Source organism: Micromonospora sp. NPDC049051, from assembly GCF_043197575.1.
In the GTDB taxonomy this organism is placed as follows: Bacteria; Actinomycetota; Actinomycetes; order Mycobacteriales; family Micromonosporaceae; genus Micromonospora.
The window spans coordinates 191,035-214,414 of record NZ_JBICTL010000001.1; the positions used below are offsets into that span (position 1 = coordinate 191,035).

At 72.3% G+C, this 23,380-nt stretch carries 19 protein-coding genes and 1 pseudogene; 14 read left to right on the forward strand and 6 right to left on the reverse strand.

Going from position 1 to position 23,380, the window contains the following annotated elements:
• Positions 1–162: 162 nt before the first annotated feature.
• Positions 163–630, reverse strand: coding sequence for a DUF5318 domain-containing protein (locus ACGFIR_RS00920; protein WP_393005208.1), 468 nt, complete (start codon positions 628–630; stop codon positions 163–165).
• Positions 631–804: 174 nt separating this feature from the next.
• On the opposite strand from ACGFIR_RS00920, the gene ACGFIR_RS00925 reads away from it, so the two are divergent.
• The 3 genes from ACGFIR_RS00925 to ACGFIR_RS00935 all read left to right on the forward strand — a co-directional run bounded on the left by ACGFIR_RS00925 (position 805) and on the right by ACGFIR_RS00935 (position 3,408).
• Entirely contained in the window at positions 805–1,443 is a 639-nt protein-coding gene (locus ACGFIR_RS00925; protein ID WP_393005206.1) for a PadR family transcriptional regulator, read from the forward strand.
• A 23-nt stretch (positions 1,444–1,466) separates the two neighbouring features.
• On the forward strand, positions 1,467–2,546 hold the full coding sequence (locus ACGFIR_RS00930; protein WP_393005204.1) for an inositol-3-phosphate synthase: 1,080 nt from the start codon (positions 1,467–1,469) through the stop codon (positions 2,544–2,546).
• A gap of 316 nt (positions 2,547–2,862) precedes the next feature.
• Positions 2,863–3,408 (forward strand): hypothetical protein, encoded by a 546-nt coding sequence (locus ACGFIR_RS00935; RefSeq protein ID WP_393142518.1) that lies wholly within the window; start codon positions 2,863–2,865, stop codon positions 3,406–3,408.
• Positions 3,409–3,430: 22 nt separating this feature from the next.
• On the opposite strand, the gene ACGFIR_RS00940 is transcribed toward ACGFIR_RS00935, so the two are convergent.
• On the reverse strand, positions 3,431–3,910 hold the full coding sequence (locus ACGFIR_RS00940; protein ID WP_393142520.1) for a methylated-DNA--[protein]-cysteine S-methyltransferase: 480 nt from the start codon (positions 3,908–3,910) through the stop codon (positions 3,431–3,433).
• Positions 3,911–4,047: 137 nt separating this feature from the next.
• Between ACGFIR_RS00940 and ACGFIR_RS00945 the strand changes: the two genes are divergently transcribed.
• Positions 4,048–4,569: a hypothetical protein gene (locus ACGFIR_RS00945; RefSeq protein ID WP_393005198.1), complete on the forward strand. Its 522-nt coding sequence runs from the start codon at positions 4,048–4,050 to the stop codon at positions 4,567–4,569.
• A 28-nt stretch (positions 4,570–4,597) separates the two neighbouring features.
• Complete coding sequence (locus tag ACGFIR_RS00950) at positions 4,598–6,115, forward strand: flotillin family protein (RefSeq protein WP_393005196.1); 1,518 nt, start codon at positions 4,598–4,600, stop codon at positions 6,113–6,115.
• Between the two features lie 121 nt (positions 6,116–6,236).
• Here ACGFIR_RS00950 and ACGFIR_RS00955 read toward each other — a convergent pair whose 3' ends face one another.
• On the reverse strand, positions 6,237–7,697 hold the full coding sequence (locus ACGFIR_RS00955; protein WP_393005194.1) for a CCA tRNA nucleotidyltransferase: 1,461 nt from the start codon (positions 7,695–7,697) through the stop codon (positions 6,237–6,239).
• A 134-nt stretch (positions 7,698–7,831) separates the two neighbouring features.
• Between ACGFIR_RS00955 and murJ the strand changes: the two genes are divergently transcribed.
• From murJ to ACGFIR_RS00990, 7 genes are all read left to right on the forward strand, one after another.
• Positions 7,832–9,586 (forward strand): murein biosynthesis integral membrane protein MurJ, encoded by a 1,755-nt coding sequence (gene murJ, locus ACGFIR_RS00960; protein WP_393142522.1) that lies wholly within the window; start codon positions 7,832–7,834, stop codon positions 9,584–9,586.
• A gap of 461 nt (positions 9,587–10,047) precedes the next feature.
• A complete protein-coding gene (locus ACGFIR_RS00965; RefSeq protein ID WP_393005190.1) occupies positions 10,048–11,655 on the forward strand; it encodes a protein kinase family protein in 1,608 nt (535 codons plus the stop codon).
• 43 nt (positions 11,656–11,698) lie between these two features.
• The gene (gene sigM / locus ACGFIR_RS00970; protein WP_393005188.1) at positions 11,699–12,484 is read left to right on the forward strand and encodes an RNA polymerase sigma factor SigM; all 786 of its coding nucleotides are present in this window, start codon (positions 11,699–11,701) and stop codon (positions 12,482–12,484) included.
• Positions 12,481–13,545 carry a hypothetical protein gene (locus ACGFIR_RS00975; protein WP_393142524.1) on the forward strand — a complete coding sequence of 355 codons (1,065 nt, stop codon included), beginning with the start codon at positions 12,481–12,483 and terminating at the stop codon, positions 13,543–13,545. Before sigM ends, ACGFIR_RS00975 begins: the two co-directional genes overlap by 4 nt.
• 179 nt (positions 13,546–13,724) lie before the next feature.
• On the forward strand, positions 13,725–14,678 hold the full coding sequence (trxB, locus tag ACGFIR_RS00980; RefSeq protein ID WP_393005184.1) for a thioredoxin-disulfide reductase: 954 nt from the start codon (positions 13,725–13,727) through the stop codon (positions 14,676–14,678).
• Positions 14,679–14,711: 33 nt separating this feature from the next.
• Complete coding sequence (gene trxA, locus ACGFIR_RS00985) at positions 14,712–15,035, forward strand: thioredoxin (RefSeq protein ID WP_132235478.1); 324 nt, start codon at positions 14,712–14,714, stop codon at positions 15,033–15,035.
• A gap of 150 nt (positions 15,036–15,185) precedes the next feature.
• Positions 15,186–16,349, forward strand: a complete 1,164-nt coding sequence (locus ACGFIR_RS00990) for an N-acetylmuramoyl-L-alanine amidase (protein ID WP_393005182.1) — start codon at positions 15,186–15,188, stop codon at positions 16,347–16,349.
• Positions 16,350–16,383: 34 nt separating this feature from the next.
• Here the strand turns inward: ACGFIR_RS00990 and ACGFIR_RS00995 are convergent, their stop codons facing one another.
• On the reverse strand, positions 16,384–17,049 hold the full coding sequence (locus ACGFIR_RS00995; protein WP_393005180.1) for a GNAT family N-acetyltransferase: 666 nt from the start codon (positions 17,047–17,049) through the stop codon (positions 16,384–16,386).
• A gap of 304 nt (positions 17,050–17,353) precedes the next feature.
• Between ACGFIR_RS00995 and ACGFIR_RS01000 the strand changes: the two genes are divergently transcribed.
• Together ACGFIR_RS01000 and ACGFIR_RS01005 are read left to right on the forward strand one after the other, a co-directional pair.
• Positions 17,354–18,667, forward strand: coding sequence for a PLP-dependent aminotransferase family protein (locus tag ACGFIR_RS01000; RefSeq protein WP_393005178.1), 1,314 nt, complete (start codon positions 17,354–17,356; stop codon positions 18,665–18,667).
• Between the two features lie 7 nt (positions 18,668–18,674).
• Complete coding sequence (locus ACGFIR_RS01005; protein WP_393142526.1) at positions 18,675–19,673, forward strand: D-alanine--D-alanine ligase; 999 nt, start codon at positions 18,675–18,677, stop codon at positions 19,671–19,673.
• Between the two features lie 88 nt (positions 19,674–19,761).
• Here ACGFIR_RS01005 and ACGFIR_RS01010 read toward each other — a convergent pair.
• Together ACGFIR_RS01010 and ACGFIR_RS01015 are read right to left on the reverse strand one after the other, a co-directional pair.
• Positions 19,762–20,487 (reverse strand): annotated as a pseudogene (locus tag ACGFIR_RS01010) (hypothetical protein); the annotation flags it as partial.
• Positions 20,488–22,312: 1,825 nt separating this feature from the next.
• Positions 22,313–23,359 (reverse strand): ParB/RepB/Spo0J family partition protein, encoded by a 1,047-nt coding sequence (locus tag ACGFIR_RS01015; RefSeq protein WP_393005174.1) that lies wholly within the window; start codon positions 23,357–23,359, stop codon positions 22,313–22,315.
• Positions 23,360–23,380 lie beyond the last annotated feature (21 nt).

Sequence of the window (23,380 nt, forward strand, 5' to 3'; positions counted from 1 at the left end):
CGCCGCCACCGGTTTGCCGTGAGATGGGACACCTGTCGAGGGCGGCACGTGCGTGCCGGTCGACCAGTGCCACTTGCGAATCAATCGGGCTAATCAGACCAACGATCCGTCGGTCCTCCCAGGCGTGCGTACGCCGTTCGGGGTCGGCCGATCGAACGAAGATCACCGTTGCGCCTCTCGCCTCCGTGGGCCGCCCGCACCGCTGCCCGAGGCGGCCGTGCCGCCCACCGCGTCCTGCTCCGGCCCGCCCTCCGGGCTCCCGGTCAGCCCGTCCCGGCCGAGCAGGTACTGCTCGACGAGATGGTTCCAGTCACAGCCGAGGCACACCTCCACCACGAAGACCTGAAACTCACGCACCGTCATCGCCAGCACCGGCAACTCGGCCAGTGTCCGGGCCTGCCCGGCGGACTGCTTGAGTTCGTCGCCGTAAATGTAGTGGACGTGGGTCAGGTTCTCACTCCGGCAGATCGGACACCGCTCGTCGGTCGGCTCGCCATGGAAACGGGCCGCATTCTTCAGGTAGGGCGATGCGTCGCAGACGTCGTACGTGCCGATCCGGCCGGCGAGGAGTTCACGCAGCACTGCCCGCTTCCGGAGCGAGTAGTCGACCACCTGGCGCTGCGTACGCATGCGGAGAAGGGTACGCGGTCCGGCCGGGCGAGGCGACCACGGTGACGATGCGTGATCAGGACACCCCGGAGCGGGGAATTGCCCTGATCACGGGGATCCGCTAGCGTGCGATGTATCGGTCCGATACATCGCGGCGGTTACCGCTCCGCGTAGAGGGTACAGAGAGGATGGCCCGTGCTCGAGCTCGCCATCCTCGGCCTGCTGCAGGAAACTCCGATGCACGGCTATGAGCTGCGCAAGGAGCTGACCGCCAAGCTCGGCGCGATCAGGGCGGCGATCAGTTACGGCTCGCTCTACCCGACCCTGCGCCGGTTGCAGGCGGCGGGATGGATCGCCGAGGCCGGTGACGCGCCCGCCACCGCCGAGGAGGTTCCCGCCCTGACCAGCCGACGGGGTCGGGTGGTCTACGAAATCACCGCGGAAGGCAAGGAACGCTTCGCCCAACTGATCGCACAGACCGGGCCGGAGACGTACGACGACACGGGCTTCGGCGTGCACTTCGCGTTCTTCGCCCGGACCGACCAGGCGACCCGACTCCGCATCCTGGAGGGCCGCCGGCGAAAGATCGAGGAACGCCGCGAAGGGCTTCGTGACGTGCTCGGCCGGGCGGCCGAGCGGCTCGACGCCTACACGCTGGAACTGCAGCGCCACGGCCTGGACGCCTGTGAGCGCGAGGTCCGCTGGCTGGAGGAGCTCATCGCCAACGAGCGCTCCGGCCGTGCCCCGACGGTCCCGTCAACCGGGACGGCCGGCGGTCGACGAGAAGACAACAGCCCGCCTCCGCCTGGAGAGTCCAGGACAGAGCGGCCGTGATGAAGAAGAAGGAGGCAGACGCTATGGGCTCCGTCCGCGTCGCCATCGTCGGTGTGGGTAACTGCGCCTCGTCCCTCGTACAGGGCGTGGAGTACTACCGCAACGCCGACCCGAACGACCGCGTCCCGGGTCTCATGCACGTCACCTTCGGCGACTACCACGTCTCGGACGTGCAGTTCGTCTCGGCGTTCGACGTGGACGCCAAGAAGGTGGGCATGGACCTCGCCGAGGCGATCGTCGCCAGCGAGAACAACACCATCAAGCTCTGCGACGTGCCGCCGACGGGCGTCACCGTGCAGCGCGGTCCGACCTTCGACGGCCTGGGCCAGTACTACCGCGAGATCGTCGAGGAGTCCGACGCACAGCCGGTCGACGTGGCCCAGGCGCTGCGCGACGCGCAGGTCGACGTCGTGGTCTCGTACCTGCCGGTCGGCTCCGAGCAGGCCGACAAGTTCTACGCCCAGGCCGCGATCGACGCCGGCTGCGCGTTCGTCAACGCGCTGCCCGTCTTCATCGCCTCCGACCCGGAGTGGGCCAAGAAGTTCGAGGACGCGGGCCTGCCGATCGTCGGTGACGACATCAAGAGCCAGGTCGGCGCCACCATCGTGCACCGGGCGCTGGCGAAGCTGTTCGAGGACCGGGGCGTCGAGCTGCTGCGCACGTACCAGCTCAACTTCGGCGGCAACATGGACTTCATGAACATGCTGGAGCGCAACCGCCTAGTCTCGAAGAAGATCTCGAAGACCCAGTCGGTCACCTCGCAGATCCCCCACGAGATGAGCAAGAGCGACGTGCACATCGGCCCGTCGGACCACGTGCCGTGGCTCGACGACCGCAAGTGGGCGTACATCCGCCTGGAGGGTCGTTCCTTCGGTGACACCCCGCTCAACGCCGAGCTCAAGCTCGAGGTGTGGGACTCGCCGAACTCGGCCGGTGTCATCATCGACGCCGTCCGGGCCGCGAAGATCGCGCTGGACCGCAAGATCGGCGGCCCGATCCTGTCGGCCTCGTCGTACTTCATGAAGTCCCCGCCGGTGCAGTACGCCGACCACGACGCGCACGCCGCCGTCGAGGCGTTCATCGCCGGTGACGTCGAGCGCTGACGCGCCGACAGCAGCACCATCGAGGGCCGGGTCCGCGAGGGACCCGGCCCTCGCCGCGTCCACCCTGCCCAGCGCAACCGGGTGCCGGCGTCACACGGGGTCGAACGGTCGGCGACGTGCCGTTAGGCTGACCGCCGTGACGTCCCTTTCGCCCCGTGGGGCACGACGGGTCGTGGCGGCGGTCGCCGGCGCGGTGCTCCTTCCCGTCCTCGTCGGATGCGCGGCGCCGGGCACCGGTCCGGGCGCCACGTCGGCAGGGGACGTGGTGCCGGCAGGCGGCACAGCCCCGGCAGGCGGCACGACACCGGGTGGCGTCGTGGCACCGGGTGGCATCGCGGCACCGGGCCTGCCGGCCACCTCCACAGCGCCGGCCCAGGCCGACTGCGTCAGGAAGGGCACCCCGGCCACCCGTCCCGGGCCGGTCGCCCAGCCCGGCGGCACCGCGGCGTCGGGCTCGTCCGTTCCCCGACAGCCCCCGACCGACGAGCAGCGTCGCGCGGAGGAGTTCCGCCGCCAGCAGGCGGCCAACGACGGCTTCCGGCAGCGCGGCACGCTCGGCGAAGAGGCGGCCAGCGGCGCCCGGGCCTGCGCGGCGCAACTCAGGAGGAGTCTCAACCTGTTGACCGCCGGCGGCCGGGACCAGCCGGGGCAGGAGGCCGTACGGCGGACGGTCGAGGCGACCGGGCTGACCGAGATCACCGTGCGGGCACCGGGGCGACTCGACCTCGGCCCCGCCGGCGGGCTCGTCTTCGCGGGCTGGACCGGTCGGGCGTGCGTCTTCGGCAGCGTCCGGGCGGGCGCCGTCGTCGTGGAGATCGGCACCCGCATCGCCGACGGCGGCTGCCTACCCGCACCGAACTGACCGGGCCGCGCGGTGCGTCGCGTCAGGACCAGGCGCGCCGCAGGGCCACCCCGGCCTCCAGCTCCAGCAGCTTCACCTTGCGCTCCAGGCCACCGCCGAAGCCGACCAGCTTGCCGCCCGCGCCGACGATCCGGTGACACGGCACGAGCACCGGAATCGGGTTGCGGTTGCAGGCCACCCCGACCGCGCGGGCGGCGCCCGGGTCGCCCAGCCGCCGGGCCACCTCGCCGTAGGTGAGCGTCTCCCCGTACGGGATGAGGGTCATCTCCCGCCAGACGCCCCGCTCGAAGTCGGACCCGCCCGGCGCCGCCAGCGGCACGGTGAAGGCGAGCAGCTCGCCCGCGAAGTACGCCCGCAGCTCCGCCAACGCCTGCCGGGCCGCCTCGTCGCCCGGCTCCTCGACGGCTCCCGGGGCCCGGCCGAAGTGGGCCCGGCAGACGTTGGCCCCGTCGGTGGCGACGGAGAACTCGCCGATCGGGAAGTCGAGCACGGTCCAGCGCATCCACCGATTGTCCCCGAGGCCCCGACACCCTCCGCCCGAGCCGCCGGGGGTACGTGCGACCGGAGGCGTCGACGTGATGACGAGCGCTCCCGCTGGCCGGCCGACGCCCCAAGACGACCTTGCGGAGCAGCGATACCGTGCAGGCCGTGGCCACGGGTACGCTGATCTTCCTCATCATCGGCGGCGCGGGCGTCGCGGTCCTGGCGCTCGCCCTCTTCGGCGCCGAGCTGTTCCACTTCGGCAACCCGGACTTCGACGGTCCGGTGTCGGTCGAGGCTGTCGCCGGCTTCACCGGGGCGCTCGGTTTCGGCGCCGCGATCGTCAACGAGCTGGTCGGTGGGCGTACCCCCGGCATGATCGCGGTGGCCCTGGCCGGCGGCGTCGTCGCGGCCCTGCCCACCGCCTGGGCCGCGGCCCGGCTGAGCCGGGCGGCCCGCGACATGCGCACCGACCCCACCCCCACCCGTCACCACCTGGTCGGCGCGCTCGGCCTGGTGGTCACCCCGGTGCCCGCCGACGGCTACGGCGAGGTCCGGGTCCGGGTGGCCGGCCAGCCGGTCAAGCTCAACGCCCGCGCCGACCGACCGATCCCCGTCGGCGCCCAGATCTTCGTGGTCGAGGCGCTCAGCGAGACCAGCGTGCACGTCGAGACCTACTGAACCCCCTCATAGAAAACAGGACGGTCACATGCCCCTTCTCATCGCCATCGGCGGCGCGGTTCTCCTCGTCCTCGTCCTCGTCCTCTTCGTGCTCTCCCGGATCAAGGTCGCCGGGCCGAACGAGGCCTTCATCGTCACCGGCCGCAAGGGTCGCACCACGCAGACCGCCGACGGCGGCCGGTCGACCGACAACTCCGGGCAGAAGGTCGTGCTCGGCGCGTCCGTCTTCGTGCTGCCCGTGGTGCAGAAGCTCCAGTCGCTCGACCTGTCCAGCCGGCGCATCGACGTGGGCATCAAGGGCGCGGTCAGCAAGCAGGGCATCCGTGCCGACCTGCACGGCGTCGCGATCGTCAAGGTCGGCGGCACCGAGGACGCCATCCGGGCCGCCGCGCAGCGCTTCCTGCACCAGCAGGACGAGATCGAGGACTTCACCCGGGAGGTGCTGGCCGGCGCGCTGCGCTCGATCGTCGGCCGGCTCACCGTCGAGGAGGTCATCCGGGACCGGGCGGCGTTCGCCAGCGCGGTCGCCGAGGAGGCCGAGCACTCGATGACGAACCAGGGCCTGGTGCTGGACACCTTCCAGCTCCAGGACATCCTCGCCGAGGGCTCCTACCTGCAGGACCTGGGCCGGCCCGAGGCGGCCCGCGTGCTCAAGGACGCGGCCATCGCCGAGGCGCGGGCCCGGCAGCAGGCCGAGCAGGAGCGGCTGCTCGCCGAGGAGGCGATCGCCGAGGCCAACCGGAACCTGTCGCTGAAGCAGGCCGCCATCCAGGCGGAGATCGACGCGGCCAAGGCCAAGTCCGCCGCCGCCGGGCCGCTGGCCCAGGCCGAGCGGGACCAGGCGATCCTCTCCGAGCAGCAGAAGGTCGCCGAGCGCAACGCCGAACTCAAGCAGCGTCAGCTCGACACCGAGGTGCGCAAGCCGGCCGACGCCGCCCGCTACAAGGTGGAGCAGGAGGCCGAGGCCGCCCGCAACGCGGCCGTGCTGAACGCCGACGCGCAGCGCCAGGCCGTCATCGCCGCCGCCCAGGCGTCCGCCGAGCAGGCCCGGCTCACCGGTGAGGGCGAGCGGGCCCGCCGGGCCGCGCTGGCCGAGGCCAACGCGATCGAGGGCGCCAAGGAGGGTGAGGCCGAGCAGCGTCGCCGTTCCGCCATCGCCGAGGCGGTCGAGCGGGAGGGTGCGGCCGAGGCCGCGGCCATCCTGGCCAAGGGTCAGGCCGAGGCCGACGCGATGGCCCGCAAGGCCGAGGCCTTCGCGGCGTACGGCGAGGCCGCGGTGCTGGACCTGCTGGTCAAGGTGCTGCCGCAGGTGGTCGAGGCGGCCAGCGCCCCGATCGGCGCGATCGACAAGATGACCGTCATCTCCACCGACGGCGCCTCGTCGCTGACCAAGTCGGTGGCGGGCAACGTGGCCCAGGGGCTCCAGCTCGGCAGCGACCTGACCGGCATCGACCTCGCCGGCCTGCTGGCGAAGCTCGGGTCCGCGTCGGCGGCCACCGGCAACGGCAAGCCGCCGGTCGACGGCACGGCGGTCGAGACCCGCTGACGCCACCCGGGCAGCGGTCGGACCGCTGAGCGCGACAGGGCGCCGTCCCCACCAGGGGCGGCGCCCTTCCCGTGCGGGGCCGTGCCGCCGCTGCCGGCGTATCCCACGGCACCCGGCCGCGCTATCCGACGATGCCCTCTTCGCGGGCCCAGCGCAGCAGCTCCGCCTCGGCCTCGTCGCGGTCCAGCGGGCCGCGCTCCAGGCGCAGCTCCTTGAGGTGCTTCCAGGCCTGGCCGACCACGGGCCCCGGCGGTACGCCCAGCAGCTCCATGATGGCGTTGCCGTCCAGGTCGGGCCGGACGCGCGCCAGGTCCTCCTCGGCGGCGATCCGGGCGATCCGCTCCTCCAGCGCGTCGTAGTCGGCGGCGAGTTGGGCCGCCTTGCGCCGGTTGCGGGTGGTGCAGTCCGAGCGGGTCAGCTTGTGCAGGCGCGGCAGCAGGTCACCGGCGTCGGCGACGTAGCGGCGCACCGCCGAGTCGGTCCACTCGCCCCGGCCGTAGCCGTAGAAGCGCAGGTGCAGCGCGACCAGCGCGGTGACCTTGGAGGTGATCTCCTTGGGGTACCGCAGCGCCTTCATCCGGGCCTTGGTGAGCCGGGCGCCGACCACCTCGTGGTGGTGGAAGCTGACCCGGCCGTCCGAGCCCACCGCCTTCGTCGCCGGCTTGCCGACGTCGTGCATCAGCGCGGCCATCCGCAGGATGAAGTCCGGCCCCTCGGTCTCGTACGAGACGGCGTTGCTCACCACGGTGAGGGTGTGCTCGTAGACGTCCTTGTGCTGGGCGTGCTCGTCGATCTCCAGCTTGAGCCCGGTCAACTCCGGCAGGAAGCGCTCGGCGAGGCCGGTGTCGACCAGCAGCCGCAGCCCCGTGATCGGGTCCGCGCCGCAGAGCAGCTTGGTGAACTCGTCGCGGATCCGCTCGGCCGTGATCCGGTCCAGGTCGCGCGCCATCCGGGTCATCGCCGCGTACGCGTCGGGGTGCACCGCGAAGCGCAGTTGGGCGGCGAAGCGGGCCGCGCGCAGCATCCGCAGCGGGTCGTCGCCGAACGACTCCGCCGGGGTGCCCGGGGTGCGGATCACCTTGGCGGCGAGGTCGTCCAGCCCGCCGTGCGGATCGGTGAACCGGTGCTCGGGCAGGCTGACCGCCATCGCGTTGATGGTGAAGTCACGCCGCCGCAGGTCCTCGGCGAGGTCGGTGCCGTACTCGACGATCGGGTTGCGGCTGACCTGGTCGTACGACTCGGCGCGGAAGGTGGTGATCTCCAGCCGCAGGCCGTCGCGCTGGCATCCGATGGTGCCGAACTCCCGGCCGGTCTCCCAGATCGACTCGGCCCAGCCGCGTACGACACGCAGGGTCTCGTCGGGGTGGGCGTCGGTGCAGAAGTCGAGGTCGTCGCCGAGGCGGCCGAGCAGGGCGTCGCGTACCGAACCGCCCACCAGGTGCAGCTCGTGGCCGGCCCGGGCGAACCGGCGGCCCAGCTCGTCGGCGACCGGCGAGACTCGGAGCAGTTCGGCGACGGCGTTGCGCTGCGCGGCGGTGAGTTCGCGGCGGTCGGCGGCGTGGGGAGCGGAGGCTTCGGACATGGGAGCGCCAGACTATCGGTCCCGGCGGGGATGCGGTCCGCCGGGCGCGGGTAACGGGTGCCCGTTGACTATCGTCTGTTGCGTGCGGGCCGGGCCCCGGCCGCGACGTACCTCTCTGCCTTGGAGGCGACAAGATGAGCGGCGGTCTCTACCGCAGCGCGAACGCCGCCCAGGGCGGCGCCGCGCCCGGCCGGCCGTCGGACGGCGCCACGTTCATCTCCGCCGAGCCGCTCAACCAGCCGGCCCTGGAGTCGACCGCGCCGCCGCAGGAGCAGGTCGGCGAGGCCAGCGCCGCGACCAACAGCGCGGTGATGGCGATCGGCAGCCTCGTCAGCCGGGGTACGGGCTTCCTGCGCAACCTGGTGATCGCGGCGGCGCTCGGCGGCGCGCTGGTCGGTGACGCGTACACGACCGCGCAGATCCTGCCCGGGATGGTCTACGAGTTCCTGCTCGGCGGCGTGCTCACCAGCGTGCTGATCCCGGTGCTGGTACGCCGCCGCAAGGCCGACGCCGACGGCGGTCAGGCGTACGCCCAGCGGCTGCTCACCCTCGCGCTGCTCGCCCTCGGCGCGGCGGCCCTGCTCGCCGTCCTCTTCGCCACCCAGCTGACCACGCTCTACGGCAGCGGCGAGTCGACCGGCGACTACTCGCAGCTGGTCACGGCGCTGAGTCGCCTGATGCTGCCGATCATCTTCTTCTCCGGGCTGAGCGCGCTGATCAGCGCGGTGCTCAACACCCGGGGCCACTTCGCCGCCCCGATGTGGGCGCCGATCCTGAACAACCTCGTGGTGATCGCCACCGCCGGCCTCTACATCGCCATCTTCGGGGCGAAGATCGTCAAGCCAGGCGAGATGACCACCGGGCGGATCCTGCTGATCGGCGGCGGCACCCTGCTCGGCGTGGCGATCCAGGTGGCCGGACTGCTGCCGGCGCTGCGCAAGGTCGGCTTCCGCTGGAAGCTGCGCTTCGACTTCCGCGAGCTGGGCCTGCGCGAGCTGGGCCGCCTCGGGGCGTGGATGTTCTGCTACGTCGCGGTCAGCCAGATCGGTTTGATCGTGCTGTTCAACCTGCTGAACCAGGCCGGCCGGGAGAGCGCCGCCGGCCCGCTGATCTACAACAACGTCTTCCTGCTGCTGATGATGGCGCACGGCATCATCGCCGTCTCGATCATCACTGCGTTGATGCCCCGGATGAGCGCCGCCGCCGCCGACGGCCGGTACGCCGACCTGGCCGCCGACCTGTCCCGGGGGACCCGGATGGTGACCGCTGTGCTCGCGCCGGTCGCGGTCTGCTACGCCGTGCTCGCCACCCCGATCGCGTTCACCCTGTTCCGGGTCGGAGCCTTCAGCGCGGACAACGCCACCGCCACCTCGGTGGTACTGCTCGCCGCCGCGCTCGCCCTGGTGCCGTTCGCGGTCAGCCAGCTCTTCACGTTCGCCTTCTACGCCCTCCCGGACACCCGCACCCCGGCGCTGATCAACATTCCGGTGGTGGCGCTGCGCATCGGGGTGCAGATCGTGCTCTTCGTGGTCTTCTCGGCAAGCTTCGCCGGCGCCGGCATGATGATCGGCAACACCGTCTCCTACCTGGCTGCCGCGATCGCCTCCGCCTGGCTGCTCCGCCCCCGGGTGGGTCGCATCGGCCTCGGCGAGATCATGCGGACCGGCGGCCGGGTCCTGGTCGCGGCGCTCGGCGCGGCGGTGGTCGGCCTGATCGTGGTCAAGCTGCTGCCCGGCGACGACACGCCGAGTCGCCTGGAGGCCGTCGGGCAGCTGGTGATCGGCGGCGCGGTGATCGGCGGGACGTACCTCGGGCTGGCGATGGTCCTGCGGATCGGCGAGATCACCGAGGTCGTGGGCATGGTCCGGCGCCGGTTGGGCGGCCGCTGACCGATACCCGTCCGACGGGTGGCGCGGGCAGCGTGCGGACGGACTGCACTCTCTGTGAACGAGGATCACCAGCCTGGGGATGCGCCTGTGGATAACTCAGCGATTCACCGCTCAACCACCGAACCGGCCTGTGGATAACCAGCCGTACGGCTGAGCATGGTCGCCCGGTCGGCGGGAACCCGGCGGCGTCGGCGCGATCGCCGCACAAGCCGGCCCCTCCCTCCGGGTGCTTGCGGTCAACCTCTAGATTGGCCAGTACATGTGCCAGCAACGTGGCTGACAACGGGCGCAACCGGACAAGCCGGTCGCCTGCCGGCAGCTCGGCCCGGGAGCGGCGCGAAGATGACATGTCGGGGAGACGGCCAACCCGGGTAAGGTCGCTCTCGACGGGTACGGCAGGCGCCGACGCTCCGCGTCGACACCGGTCGGCCGGTTCCTTCGAAGGCAGAGCGGGAAGCCACATGCCCAGCAGCGCGGGTCCATCGATCGACACGATCACCGAGGGAGGACGGGTGACCCAGGTCGGCGAAGGTCAGGAGGCGGAGGAGAGCGCTCCTCAGGTCATGACCTTCGGTGCTCCCACGGCCGGTGAGATCCTCGCCGAGCGTTACGAGCTGGTCGAGCACATCAACAACGACAGCGCGGGTCGGCTGGTCTGGCGCGGGGTCGACGTCATCCTGCGCCGTCCGGTCGCGGTCGTGCTGCGCTATCCGGGTGGCGACTCGGCCACCGAGATGCTCCAGGGTGCCGTCGCGGCCAGCCGCGTCATCCACCCCAACCTGGTCGGCGTCTACGACGCGATCGACGAGGCCGAGCGGGCGTACGTGGTGCGCGAGTGGGTCGACGGGCAGTCGCTGCGCGAGCTGGTCGCCGACGGTCCGTTGGACCCGGCCCGCGCCACCACCATCGGCAACGCGGTCGCCAGCGCCCTCGCCGCCGTGCACGCCACCGGCATGGTGCACGGCAACGTCCATCCCGGCACCGTGATGATCAGCGACGACGGCCGGGTGGTGCTGGCCGACGCGCGTACCGACGGCGCCGACAGCCAGCAGAGCGACGTCCGCGCGATCGGCGGGATCCTCTACTTCGCCCTGACCGGGCACTGGCCGCACGCCGAGGCCCCGCTGCGGGGCGCCACCGCCGGCCACGGCAGGGCCGCCATCTCCGACGCCGTCCGCGACGCGGCCGGCGCGATCGCCGCCCCCCGGCAGGTCCGGGCGGGCGTGCCGGCGTACCTCGACGACCTCACCATGGACCTGCTCGACGCCGAGATCGAGCCGCCCTCGTCGGACGTGCTCGCGGCCGAGCTGGCCCGACTGGACGTGCCGGCCGACGAGCAGTTCCTGGAGAGCGCCGGCCCGCTGCGCTTCACGGCCGACACCGGCGAGGAGCCGTCGCCGCTGGCCGCCGCCGGCGGACGCAAGGTCGCGATCGGCATCGCGGGCCTGCTGGCGGTCGCCCTGGTCGGTCTGCTGATCGGCATCACCACCCTGCGGGGCGGTGACGACGACCCCCAGACCAACCCGGTCGCCGCGCCCTCGTCGAGCGCACCCGCCGGCGACGACGCCACCCCGGCCGCCGTCACGGCCGGGCCCTTGAAGATCAACGCCGCCCGGATCATCGACCCCCAGGGCGACCGCACCGAGGTCCGCAACGCCGACAAGGTCTTCGACGGCAACGAGGACGAGGGCTGGGAGACCCAGACCTACCGGGGGCGCGCCAACTTCGGCAACATCAAGCAGGGCATGGGCGTCTGGATCGACCTCGGTGGCGAGCACACGGTGAAGTCCGTGCAGGTGCTGCTGTCCGCCCGGGGCGCCTCCGCCCAGCTCTACGCCGGCACCACCGACCAGCCGTCGTCGTCCTCCGGTGACGCGCAGCTCTTCGCGGACTACAAGAAGACCGCGATCGGCCAGCCGTTCGAGGAGCACGAGGGCACCAAGATGACCTTCAACGGCTTCAACGCCGACCAGAAGTACCGCTACCTGCTGTTCTGGATCACCGAGCTGCCGCCGAGCGACGGCGGCTACAAGCTCGGCGTCCAGGAGATCACGGTCCAGGGGTCGTGAGGCGGCCACCGCGCTCCGGGCACCGCATCCACCGGACGTGGTGATGGGCGTACGCGGGGAACGGACGACCGGTGGACCGGCAGGTCCACCGGTCTCGTCGGTGCCGCCGGCCGGGGCGGCGGACCTCGATCTCCTGCACGCCCACGTCGCCGGTGACCCGCACGCCTTCACCGAGCTGTTCCACCGGCACCGGGACCGGCTCTGGGCGGTGGCCCTGCGCACGCTCGGCGACCGCGAGGAGGCCGCCGACGCCCTCCAGGACGCCCTGCTCTCCGCCCACCGGGCAGCCGGCCGGTTCCGGGGCGACTCCGCTGTCACCACCTGGCTGCACCGCATCGTCGTGAACGCCTGCCTGGACCGGGTCCGCCGCCGCCAGGCGCACCCCACGGTGCCGCTGCCGGACGGGGTACGCGACACCGAGTCCGGCACCGGGGGCATCGAGCCGGCGGCGCCCGTACAGGACCACGACACCGCGCTCGTGGTCCGGCAGGCGCTCGCCGAGCTGCCCCCCGAGCAGCGGGCGGCGCTGATCCTGGTCGACGTGCAGGGCTATCCCGTTGCGGAGGTGGCCCTGATCCTCGGCGTCGCCGAGGGGACGGTCAAGAGCCGGTGCGCCCGGGGCCGGGCCCGCCTGGCGGCGCAACTCGGCCACCTGCGCCCCCGCCCCGCCCCGCGACCGGAGGCACAGTCCGGCCCACAACGGGCGGAGCGGACCCCGGCCACGAGACAGAACGTGCCGGCCGTCACCCGAGGGAACCCGCGGTCGCCCGAGGGCGTCCCATCGGGGTCGGGACGGTCCCGGCGGGATGTCCACCAGGAGGACGCGTGACGACCGGGGGGTTCAGGGAGGTCGACCACGACCTGCTCGCCGACTACCTCGGCGGGGCGCTGGTCGGCACGCCCGAGGAGGATCTCGTCGCCCGACTCGTCGACGAGAACGAGGACTGGGCGCAGGCGTACGCGCTGCTGGCCCCGGCCGTTGCGGACGTCCGCGCGGACCTGGCCGCCTGGGGCTCCGCCGCGCCCGAGATGCCGGCCGACGTCGCCGACCGGCTCGTCGCCGCGCTGGCCCACGCCACCGCAGCCGATCCCGCGTACTCCGAGCTGAGCCGATCCGAGCCGGACCCCGCGACGCCGGACGGACCGGGGGCGGAACACGACGGGGAGCCCACCGAGGCACAGCCGGCCAAGGGACAGCCCCCGGTCAGGACGGGCACCGGTCCGCTGCCGACGCAGCCGCTCGGCGGGTCCGGTCGGCGTCCGGCCGGCGTACCCCGGTCGGAGCCGGGGCCCGGCGGGGGCACCGGGCCGGGTCGACGGCGGCGCCGCTGGACCCGGCTGGCCGGGCCGGTCGCGCTGGCCGCCGTGTCGATAGCGGCGGTCGGGCTCGGCGTCAACCAGTTCGTCAGGGACCAGCAGACGGACGGAGCCGCGGACTCGGCGTTGCCCGGCACCACGCACCGTGAGGACGCCGGCGCCACGCCCTTCCGGATCTCCGGCGAGCCGTCGGTACGCAGCGGGACGGACTACACGCCGGAGTCCCTGGCCGCCCTCGTGCCGTCGCCGAAGTCACGGCCGTTCGCCGGCGACCCGCCCGTGCAGCAGCCCGGCGTCCAGGCCGAGGGCGGGCGGGTGCCCAGCTCCGCCGTCGGGCTCGACCGGCTCACCGACCCGGCCGCGCTGGGCGCCTGCATCGGCGAGATCAAGGCCGAACACGGCCAGGGCCCGCTGGTGGTCGAGGTGGTGGACTACGCCCGCTTCCAGGGCCGACCGGCGCTGATCGTGCGGTTCACCGACGTCACGGGAGCGCACTGGGCCTGGGCGAGCGGACCGGAGTGCGGTGTGCCCGGGTCCGGCTCGGACAGCCGCTACCGCACGCGGGTAGGGTGAATTCGCGGGTCCCGGGCGTTTGACCGTTCACGTGACCTGACCCACCGGATGACCGGCTCGGGAATCCCCGGTTCGTACGATGACGTTCTGCACATCAGACTGCCGGCACCGCGAGGGGCGTCGGCATCGGATCGACATCGGTGCGCGCCGATGGCGAACAACACAATCGGGAGACGGCAGTGGACGAGGTCCGCAACCTGATCATCATCGGCTCCGGGCCAGCCGGTTACACGGCGGCGGTCTACGCGGCGCGCGCCAACCTCAAGCCGCTCATCATCGAGGGCGTGCAGTCCGGCGGTGCGCTGATGACCACCACCGAGGTGGAGAACTTCCCCGGATTCGCCGACGGCATCCTCGGTCCCGAGCTGATGGACAACATGCGCAAGCAGGCGGAACGGTTCGGGGCGGAGTTCCTCACCGACGACGTGACGCGGGTCGAGCTGAAGGACACCGGCAGCCTCGGCTCCGACGCCGTCAGCACCGTCTGGGTGGGCCAGACCGCGTACCGGGCCAGGGCCGTCATCCTCGCCACCGGCTCCGCGTGGCGTCCGCTCGGCGTACCCGGTGAGCAGGAGTACCTGGGCCACGGCGTCTCGTCCTGCGCGACCTGCGACGGCTTCTTCTTCCGCAACCAGCACATCGTGGTCGTGGGCGGCGGCGACTCGGCGATGGAGGAGGCCAGCTTCCTCACCCGGTTCGCCGACTCGGTCACCATCATCCACCGCCGGGACTCGTTCCGCGCCAGCAAGATCATGGCCGAGCGGGCGCTGAGCAACGAGAAGATCAAGGTCGAGTGGAACACCGTGGTCGAGGAGATCCTCGGCGACGACGGCAAGGTGTGCGGGGTACGGGTGCGCAACACGCACACCGGCGAGTCCAAGGTCCTCGACGTCACCGGCGTCTTCGTCGCCATCGGCCACGACCCGCGCAGCGAGCTCTTCCGGGACCAGGTGGAGCTGGACGACGAGGGCTACGTGAAGGTCGAGGCACCCAGCACCCGCACCAGCGTGCCCGGTGTCTTCGCCGCCGGCGACGTGGTGGACCACACCTACCGGCAGGCGATCACCGCCGCCGGCACGGGGTGTGCCGCCGCCCTGGACGCCGAGCGCTTCATCGCCACGCTGCAGGGCTGAACAACCGAACACATCCCCCGGAGGAGGGTCATAGTGGGAGCAACGAAGTCGGTCACCGACGCGAGTTTCGCCGCTGACGTGCTGAAGTCCGACAAGCCGGTTCTGGTGGACTTCTGGGCCGAGTGGTGCGGCCCGTGCCGCAAGGTGTCGCCGCTGCTGGAGGAGATCGCCGGCGAGATGGGCGACCAGGTCACCATCGTCAAGCTCAACATCGACGAGAACCCGGAGACCGCCCGCGCCTACCGCGTGATGTCGGTGCCGACCCTCACCGTCTTCAAGAACGGCGAGCCGGTGCAGTCGATCGCCGGCGCCAAGCCGAAGGGCGAACTCGTCAGGCTCATCGAATCGGCGCTCTGAGCAGCACCGACCCGCGTCGACCCCGTACCCGCTCCGGCGGGCACGGGGTCGACGCGTTTTCCCGACGTACCGCCCCCGGATCGCCCCGGACCGCATAACCTCAACCCGGGGCCGCCCGGCCAGCAACCGTCCGTGCAGAGGGGGTCGTGCGTGCGTCCGATCCGACCCGGTGACCGTGGACCCGCCGTCACCGAGATCCGTACGGTGCTGGCCGGTCTCGACCTCCTCGTTCCGACGGCGCCGGACGCCGACGAGTTCGACCCGCACACCGAACGGGCCGTGCGGGCCTTCCAGCAGTCCCGGGGGCTCAGCGTCGACGGTCGGGTCGGTGCGGAGACCTGGCGGGCCCTGGACGCCGCCCGCTGGCGGCTCGGCGCCCGCACGCTCTACCACGCCGTCCCGGAACCGCTCACCGGTGAGGACGTCCGCTCGCTCCAGGAACGGCTGCTGGAGATGGGGTACGACGTGGGGCGCGCGGACGCCATCTACGGCGTACGGACCGCGCGTGCGGTCGCGCAGTTCCAACGCGAGGTCGGGCTGACGCCCGACGGCTCGTGCGGCCCGCACACCACGAACGCGCTGCGCCGGCTCGGTCGCAAGGTCGTCGGAGGGCGCCCGCAGTGGCTGCGCGAGTCCGACGCCATCCGGCAGTCCGGCCCGACGCTGGTGGGCCGGACCGTCGTCATCGACCCCGGGCACGGGGGCACCGACCCGGGCGTGGTGGTGCCGGACGGGGCGCTGCGGTGGACCGAGGCGGATCTCGTGCACGACCTGGCCAGCCGGCTGGAGGGCCGGCTCGCCGCCTCCGGCGTCCGGGTGCAGCTCACCCGCGGGCCGGCCCCCGAGGAGTGCCTGCCCGACGACCGGCGGGCGGAGCTGGCCAACTCGCTCGGCGCCGACGTGTTCATCTCGCTGCACGCCGACGGGCACGCCAACCCGGAGGCGGAGGGGGTGGCGACCTATCACTACGGCACCGACAACGGGGTGACCTCGGCGACCGGGGAGCGGCTGGCCGGGCTGGTGCAGCGGGAGATCGTCGCCCGCACCGGCCTGCTCGACTGCCGCACGCACGCGAAGGCGTGGGACCTGCTCCGGCTGACCCGGATGCCGGCCGTACGCATCGAGGTCGGCTACCTCACCTCGCCCGCCGACCGGGCACGGCTGACCGATCCCCGCTTCCGCGACCGGGTGGTGGAGGCGATCGTCGCCGCCGTGCAGCGGATGTACTTCCCCATCGAGCGGGACGTCCCCACCGGCTCGATCGACGTCAGCGAACTGCGGGCGGTGGTGGCCGCCGGCACGGTGGTGGACTGAGCCTCCGCCGCTCCCGGAGTCGCCCGTTGCCGAGTCAGCCGGCGGTCGTACGGGTGGCGGGGGCCGGGCGGACCGGACGCAGCAGCGTCTCGGGACTCATCGAGCCGAGCAGCTTCTCCAACGCGTACTCGACGTCGGACTTCCAGCTCAGCGCCGTACGCAGCTCCAGCCGCAGCCTGGGGTAGCGCGGGTGCGGGCGTACCGTCTTGAAGCCCACGGAGAGGAAGAAGTCGGCCGGGGCGACGCAGGCACCGGCGGGGTCGGCCGCGTCGCCGAACTTGGCGTCGCCGAAGGCCTCGATCGCCTTGATGCCGCGCTTGGTGAGGTCCCGGGCGACGCCCTGGACCAGCATCCGCCCCAGCCCGCCGCCGGCGAAGGCGGGCACCACGTTGGCCGTCATCAGCAGCGCGGCGTCGGCGGAGACCGGAGACGTGGGGAAGGCCATCGAGCGCGGCACGTAGGCCGGTGGGGCGTACAGGACGAAGCCTGCCGGCATGCCGTCGACGTAGACGAGCTTGCCGCAGGAGCCCCACTCCAGCAGCGTCTGCGAGACCCAGGCCTCCTTCTCCAGCCCCGGGTCGCCCGCGGCGCAGGCCCGGTCCGCCGAAACCGGATCAAGCTCCCAGTAGACGCACTGCCGGCACGGACGGGGCAGGTCCTCCAGGGTGTCCAGGGTCAGACTGACCAGACGTCGCGACATTGGTGCATCCCCACACTAGGCTCGGAGGTGAGAACGGCATGGAACGACAACGCCGCCTTCCTGCCCCCCGACGAGCGATCGTACGCCGCAAACGGACGCCGCGGGAGGGGACGCGCGAATGCCCCTTCCGCCGGGACACCCGGGGCGCCGGGTCCGGGTCCGCGATGTGGACGGGGATCACCGTCACGCTGGCATCCTGGCAGGTTGCGACTAGGATCGGCACCGGCGTCCCGCGTCGCCATGGTCGCCGGTGTCCCGGGTACGCCGGGGCGGGAGCCACCCGAGCAGCCATCGAGGTGATGTCATGACCGGCACGACGCTCGACGACTACACCGACCGCTACGCCCGCCGCGTACGCGGCATGACCGCCTCGGAGATCCGCGCGCTCTTCGCGGTGGCCAGTCGGCCGGAGGTCGTCTCGCTCGCCGGAGGCGCTCCCTACATCGCGGCGCTGCCCCTCGACGCCGTCGGCGAGATGCTCGGCCGACTCGGTGCCGAGCACGGCGCCACCACCCTCCAGTACGGCATCGGCCAGGGCACCCTCGAACTGCGCGAGCGGATCTGCGAGGTGATGGCCCTCTCCGGCATCGACGCCGCCTGCGGCGCGTCCCCGGACGACGTGGTGGTCACCGTGGGCGGGCAGCAGGCCCTCGACCTGGTGGCCCGGCTCTTCCTCGATCCGGGGGACGTGGTCCTCGCCGAGGGCCCGACCTATGTCGGCGCGCTCGGGGTGTTCCAGGCCGCCCAGGCACAGGTCGCGCACGTGCCGATGGACGACGACGGGCTGATCCCGGAGGCGCTGGAGGCGGCCATCGCCGAGCAGGCGCGCGCCGGCCGGCGGGTCAAGTTCCTCTACACCATCCCGACCTACCAGAACCCGACCGGCGTGACCCTGACCGAGGAGCGGCGGGAGCGGGTCCTCGACATCTGCGAGCGGGCCGGCCTGCTCGTGGTCGAGGACGACCCGTACGGCCAGTTGGGTTTCTCCGGGGACGCGCCGGCCCCGCTGCGCGCGCGGCGCCGCGACGGGGTCTTCTACCTCAGCACCTTCTCCAAGACCTTCGCGCCCGGCCTGCGGGTCGGCTGGATCCTCGCGCCGCACGCCGTCCGCGACAAGCTGGTCATCGCCAGCGAGGCGCAGATCCTCTGCCCGAGCGGCTACGCGCAGGCCGCCGTCTCCACCTACCTCGGCACCATGCCCTGGCGGGAGCAGCTCAAGGTCTACCGCGAGGTCTACCGGGAGCGACGCGACGCGATGCTCACCGCGCTGGACGACCTGATGCCCGCCGGCACGACCTGGACGACCCCCGGCGGCGGCCTCTTCGTCTGGGCGACCCTGCCCGACGGCCTCGACTCCAAGGCGATGATGCCCCGGGCCATCGCCGCCCGGGTGGCGTACGTGCCGGGCACCGGCTTCTACGCCGACGGCACCGGCGGCGGCAACATGCGGCTCAACTTCTCCTTCCCGTCCCCGGAACGGATCCGCGAGGGCGTACGCCGACTGGCCGGCGTGATGGAGCAGGACATCGCCATGCGCCGGGTGTTCGGTGCGGTCGGCCACCCCGGTAAGCGGCGCGGGCAGGCCGGCGCGGACACGCCGGGACCCGACTTGGCATGATTCCGGCATGGTTCCCACCGCTGCCGACCGTTCCGTCGTGACCGACTCCGCCACCACCGCCGACCTGCGGGTGCTGGTGCTCGCCGGCGGGCTCTCCTACGAACGCGACGTCTCGCTGCGGTCCGGGCGCCGGGTGCTCGACGCGCTGCGCGCAGTGGGCGTGGACGCCGAGCTGCGGGACGCCGACGTGGCGCTGCTGCCGGCCCTGAACGCCGACCCGCCGGACGCCGTCGTGATCGCGCTGCACGGCGCCACCGGTGAGGACGGGTCGCTGCGCGGCGTGCTGGACCTCTGCGGCATCCCGTACGTGGGGTGCGACGCCCGCGCGTCGCGGCTCGCCTGGGACAAGCCCTCGGCCAAAGCGGTGCTCCGCGAGGCGGGCATTCCGACCCCCGACTGGGTAGCCCTTCCGCACGACCGGTTCTCCGAGCTGGGTGCCGTTGCGGTGCTCGACCGGATCGTCGAGCGGCTGGGGTTGCCGCTCATGGTGAAGCCCGCCCAGGGCGGTTCGGGGTTGGGCGCCGCCGTGGTCCGGGATGCCGCGTCCCTGCCGGCCGCGATGGTCGGCTGTTTCGCGTACGACTCGACGGCGCTGGTCGAGCGGTACGTGCCCGGCATGGACGTGGCGGTCTCCGTGGTCGACCTGGGTGACGGGCCGCGGGCCCTGCCTGCGGTGGAGATCGTGCCCCGCAACGGGGTGTACGACTACGCCGCCCGCTACACCGCCGGCCGGACGACCTGGCACACCCCCGCACGGTTGGAGCCGGCGGTGGCCGGGGCGGTCGCCGACGTCGCGCTGGCCGCGCACACCGCGCTGGGTCTGCGCGACCTGAGCCGCGTCGACCTGATCGTGGACTCCGCCGGGCGACCGCACGTGCTGGAGGTGAACGTCTCGCCGGGGATGACCGAGACCTCGCTGCTGCCGCTCGCGGTCCAGGCCGCCGGACTGGACTTCGGCCGGATGATCGGCACCCTGGTGGGCCGCGCCGCGACCCGGCGCCCCTGACCGACAGGGCTGTCCCGCCGCCACCGGCGTTCGCCGGCCCTGACGCTTCCGCACTGCCTGGCCGGCGAATGCGGGCGGGCGTCTAATCGTCCGACCGGCTGGCGTCCCCGGCGGGCACCTCGGCCGCCGGCTCCTCCGCTGGCGGGGTCTCCGCGGCGGACTCGATCACCGAGACCGGCTCACCCGCCGGCGGGTCGGCATCGGCCCGCGGATGCCCGGTGAAGCTGGACGGCGCCTGCCACTGGATGCGCGGTGGCTCCGCCAACGGCCGTCCCCCGAACTCCGCCAGCCAGGCGGCGACCATGGCGAGATTCTCTCGCCAACGTGCCTCGGAGATGGGCGGCAGGATCGAATCCCACAGGGAGAGGAAGGTCCCCCGCAGCTGGAGCTGACCGTAGGGCCGGGCGAGGAACCACATGTGCAGGTGCGCGGAGCCGTCACCCCATCGGTTCACGTGCACCCGGGCCACCCCGTCGAGGGACCGGATGGCTCGTTCCAGCCGGACGGTCATGACGCCCAGCTCGGCGGCGAGCAGGTTCGGCAGGTCGCCGAGATCCAGATGCGAGCGGCTTTCCAGGATCAGCACCATCGGCAGCCCGGTGGGGCGGTCCATGGCGCGTACCCGCCATCGCTCGCCCACCCAGATGTACGCGTCGTCAGGGGCCGTGCAGGCGGTGCACTCCCGGTGCCCCTCACCCTTGCGGGGCGGCTCGACCGGGACCGGCTCGTCGAGTTGCTTGACGCGAAGGTCGCCCTCGAAGGGAAAGGACGGCCACTGAGTGAAGTCCGGAACGGAGGGAGGGGTGTCTTGCACGACGCTGACACTAACCGTTCCGGGCACAACTGTCCCTACCCCGATCGACCGCTGCGGCGCACTCGTCCCGCCGGCGTACGGGCGATGCGAGTGGGCCCGTCCACAGGTCGTCCACAGACCGCCGAGAGCCGAACACACGCCGTCATCCACAGGCCGGCACACCGTTCCACGCGGGGTTTCACGTGAAACAGGCGACCCTGTGGATAACTCCTGTGGATAACTTTCGGGCGCGATGGCGACCCCGCCACCCGTCGCAGGCGTCGATCCCACGTACGGCCACGGGCGCAGTTGGCACCTCTCGCAGCGGCTCACGAACGGCCCCGCGACGGTCGACCACCTCGCGGGTGCTCTGCACGACGGCGACGGTGTGCCGGAGTCGACGGCTCCAACGGGTTGGCCCGCGAGACGAGATGCGGAGCCGGGGGTGACTGAAGAGGGGCGAACATGCCCGGGCGTCGAGTCGGCGGCCCTGCGCACAGCGGACCACCCGGCATAAGGTCTGTCGGCGGCCAGGTGGTGCCCCAGCGGACCGGACCACTGGCTGAGGTCTGTCGACGGAACGAGGAGACGGCCCTCCCGGCGAGAGGGCCGCCGGGACACCGGCCGGCGGGGTGGCACGTCTCGGTCTTCCTACCCCGCTCGGTCGGCTAAGCGTCGGCAGCTGGTAACACGAGCGGCGACTCGATCTGCATGACAATCGGTGGCCCGTCTTGCGAGAGGAACGGGCGAAGCCGCAGCGGCGGCAGTCGCTGGCGAGCCACGCACCGGTGGCGCTACCGGTCGCCTCTCGGCGGAACCGGGCGGTGGGAGCCCGGACGGCGGCAGCCCCGGCGAATTCTGTAGCGGTGGCAGCCCGAGCGAATCTGAAGCAGGGGGGTCCCGCGCAGCTGTAGCAGTGCTCCAGCAGTGGAGCCCCGCGAAGCTCTGGTCGGCCAACGCGGTCGCCGGCTGGTTGGAGCGGCTGCGGCTAATTGGATGGCAGCTACTGGAAGCGGTAACGGTCGCCGCTTGGCACGCGGGCAGGATGCTCACCGTGGTAATCCGCCAGCGGTGCACCTTCAGTGCGCCGGCCGTGAGTACGGACGGAGGCCGGTTTCACGTGAAACCCGTCCGTCCTCGCTCTGGGCGTCGGCCGGATTGTCGAGCAGCACCGCGACGGTGCCTCGGTTTCACGTGAAACCCCAAGTGCTTCTGAAGCCAGAGAAGCATGCTGGGGAGTGCTGCGAGATGACCGCGTGGTGGCCGGCGAGCACCCGCGCCCCTGGCTAAGCCGCTTCATGCTCACAGCCCGGATCGTCAAACAAGGCCGTCACACCGGCGTCTCCAGCTCAGCAAGAGCCACTGGCGTTTATCTGGGCGGCTCCGCATGACGCACCAGCAAGACGGAGCGGGGGCGCTCGATGAGCGTGCAGGCGCAGCCCTCTGTGTGGTCCGCAGCCTCGCCGTGGGCGGGGAACCCTCCATCCCCTCGGGGGTACTCCTGTGGACGCCGCAGAAGGGCGTACAGCAGATCGCCCGGGGCGCGGACATCTCGTGCCCCCCGGGATTCGGCGGCGGCTACGGACCCGAGCGGAATAGCGGTCGTCCATCTTCCGGGGCATTCGGGGCCGCTGGCGCCCCGCCGGTCCTCGGCTGGCTGCCTGCTTCCTTGTTGACCTCCGCCAGGAAAGAGCGCCTCGGCCTGCCGCACATGGAACGGCCGCGCGACCCGGAAGGTCGCGCGGCCGGTGGTGCTGTCGTTTCGTGCGGAGGCGGTGCGGCTGTCCCCGGGACGACCCGCAGGCAGTATGTCGGGCCCGGCCAGTTCGACCGAGGGGTTGCCCGCTCAGCTCTCCGGTTCCTCCTGCTGGCTGACGCCGATGATGTCCACGATCCGCTCCAGGTCGTCGACCGTCGCGAACTCGATCGTGATCTTTCCCTTGCTCCGGCCGATGTCCACCTTCACGCGGGTGTCGAACCGGTCGGAGAGCTTGTCGGCCAGGTCCGTCAGTGCGGGGGCGTGCGGCTTCGGGCGGCGCTTGGCCGCTTCCTTCTTGCCCGTACCGTCGCTCAGGGCCAGGGCGACGATCTCCTCGGTCGCGCGGACCGACAGACCCTCGGCGACGATCCGGAGTGCGAGCTGCTCCTGCGCCTCGGCCTCGTCGAGGCTCAACAGGGCCCGGGCGTGCCCGGCGGAGAGGACGCCTGCGGCGACCCGCTTCTGCACCGGCGCGGGCAGGTTCAGCAGCCGGATGGTGTTCGAGATCTGCGGCCGGCTCCGCCCGATCCGTCGGGCGAGTTCCTCGTGGGTGGCACCGAACTCGTCCAGCAGCTGCTGGTATGCGGCGGCTTCTTCCAGCGGGTTCAGGTTCGCCCGGTGGATGTTCTCGAGCAGCGCATCGCGGAGCATGGCGTCGTCGCGGGTGTCCCGGACGATCGCCGGGATGTGCTCACGCCCGACAGCCTGCGCGGCGCGCCAGCGCCGCTCGCCCATGACCAGTTCGTACTTCTCGTCGTCGAGCTGCCGTACGACAATCGGCTGGAGGAAGCCGACCTCCTGGATCGAGGTCTTCAGCTCCTCCAGGGCGTCCTCGTCGAACACCTGGCGAGGCTGCTTCGGGTTCGGCACGATGGTGTCGACCGGGATCTCGGCGAACCGGGCACCCGGCACGGGGCTGAGCGCGGGCTGCGGCTCAGGCTGCGCCGATGGGAGCGGACTCGCCGCGGCGGGCACCGGCTCCGTCGACGGAGCGGCGGCAGCTCCGTTCGGCGTCTCGACCGCCGCAGGCGGCTCGGCGATCGGGCCCGACTCCACCACGGTGGTCGGCGCCGGCCCGGTCGGGATGAGGGCCCCCAGGCCCCGTCCCAGACCGCCCCGAGGACGGTTCTTCATGCCACGCCTCCCAGCGACTGA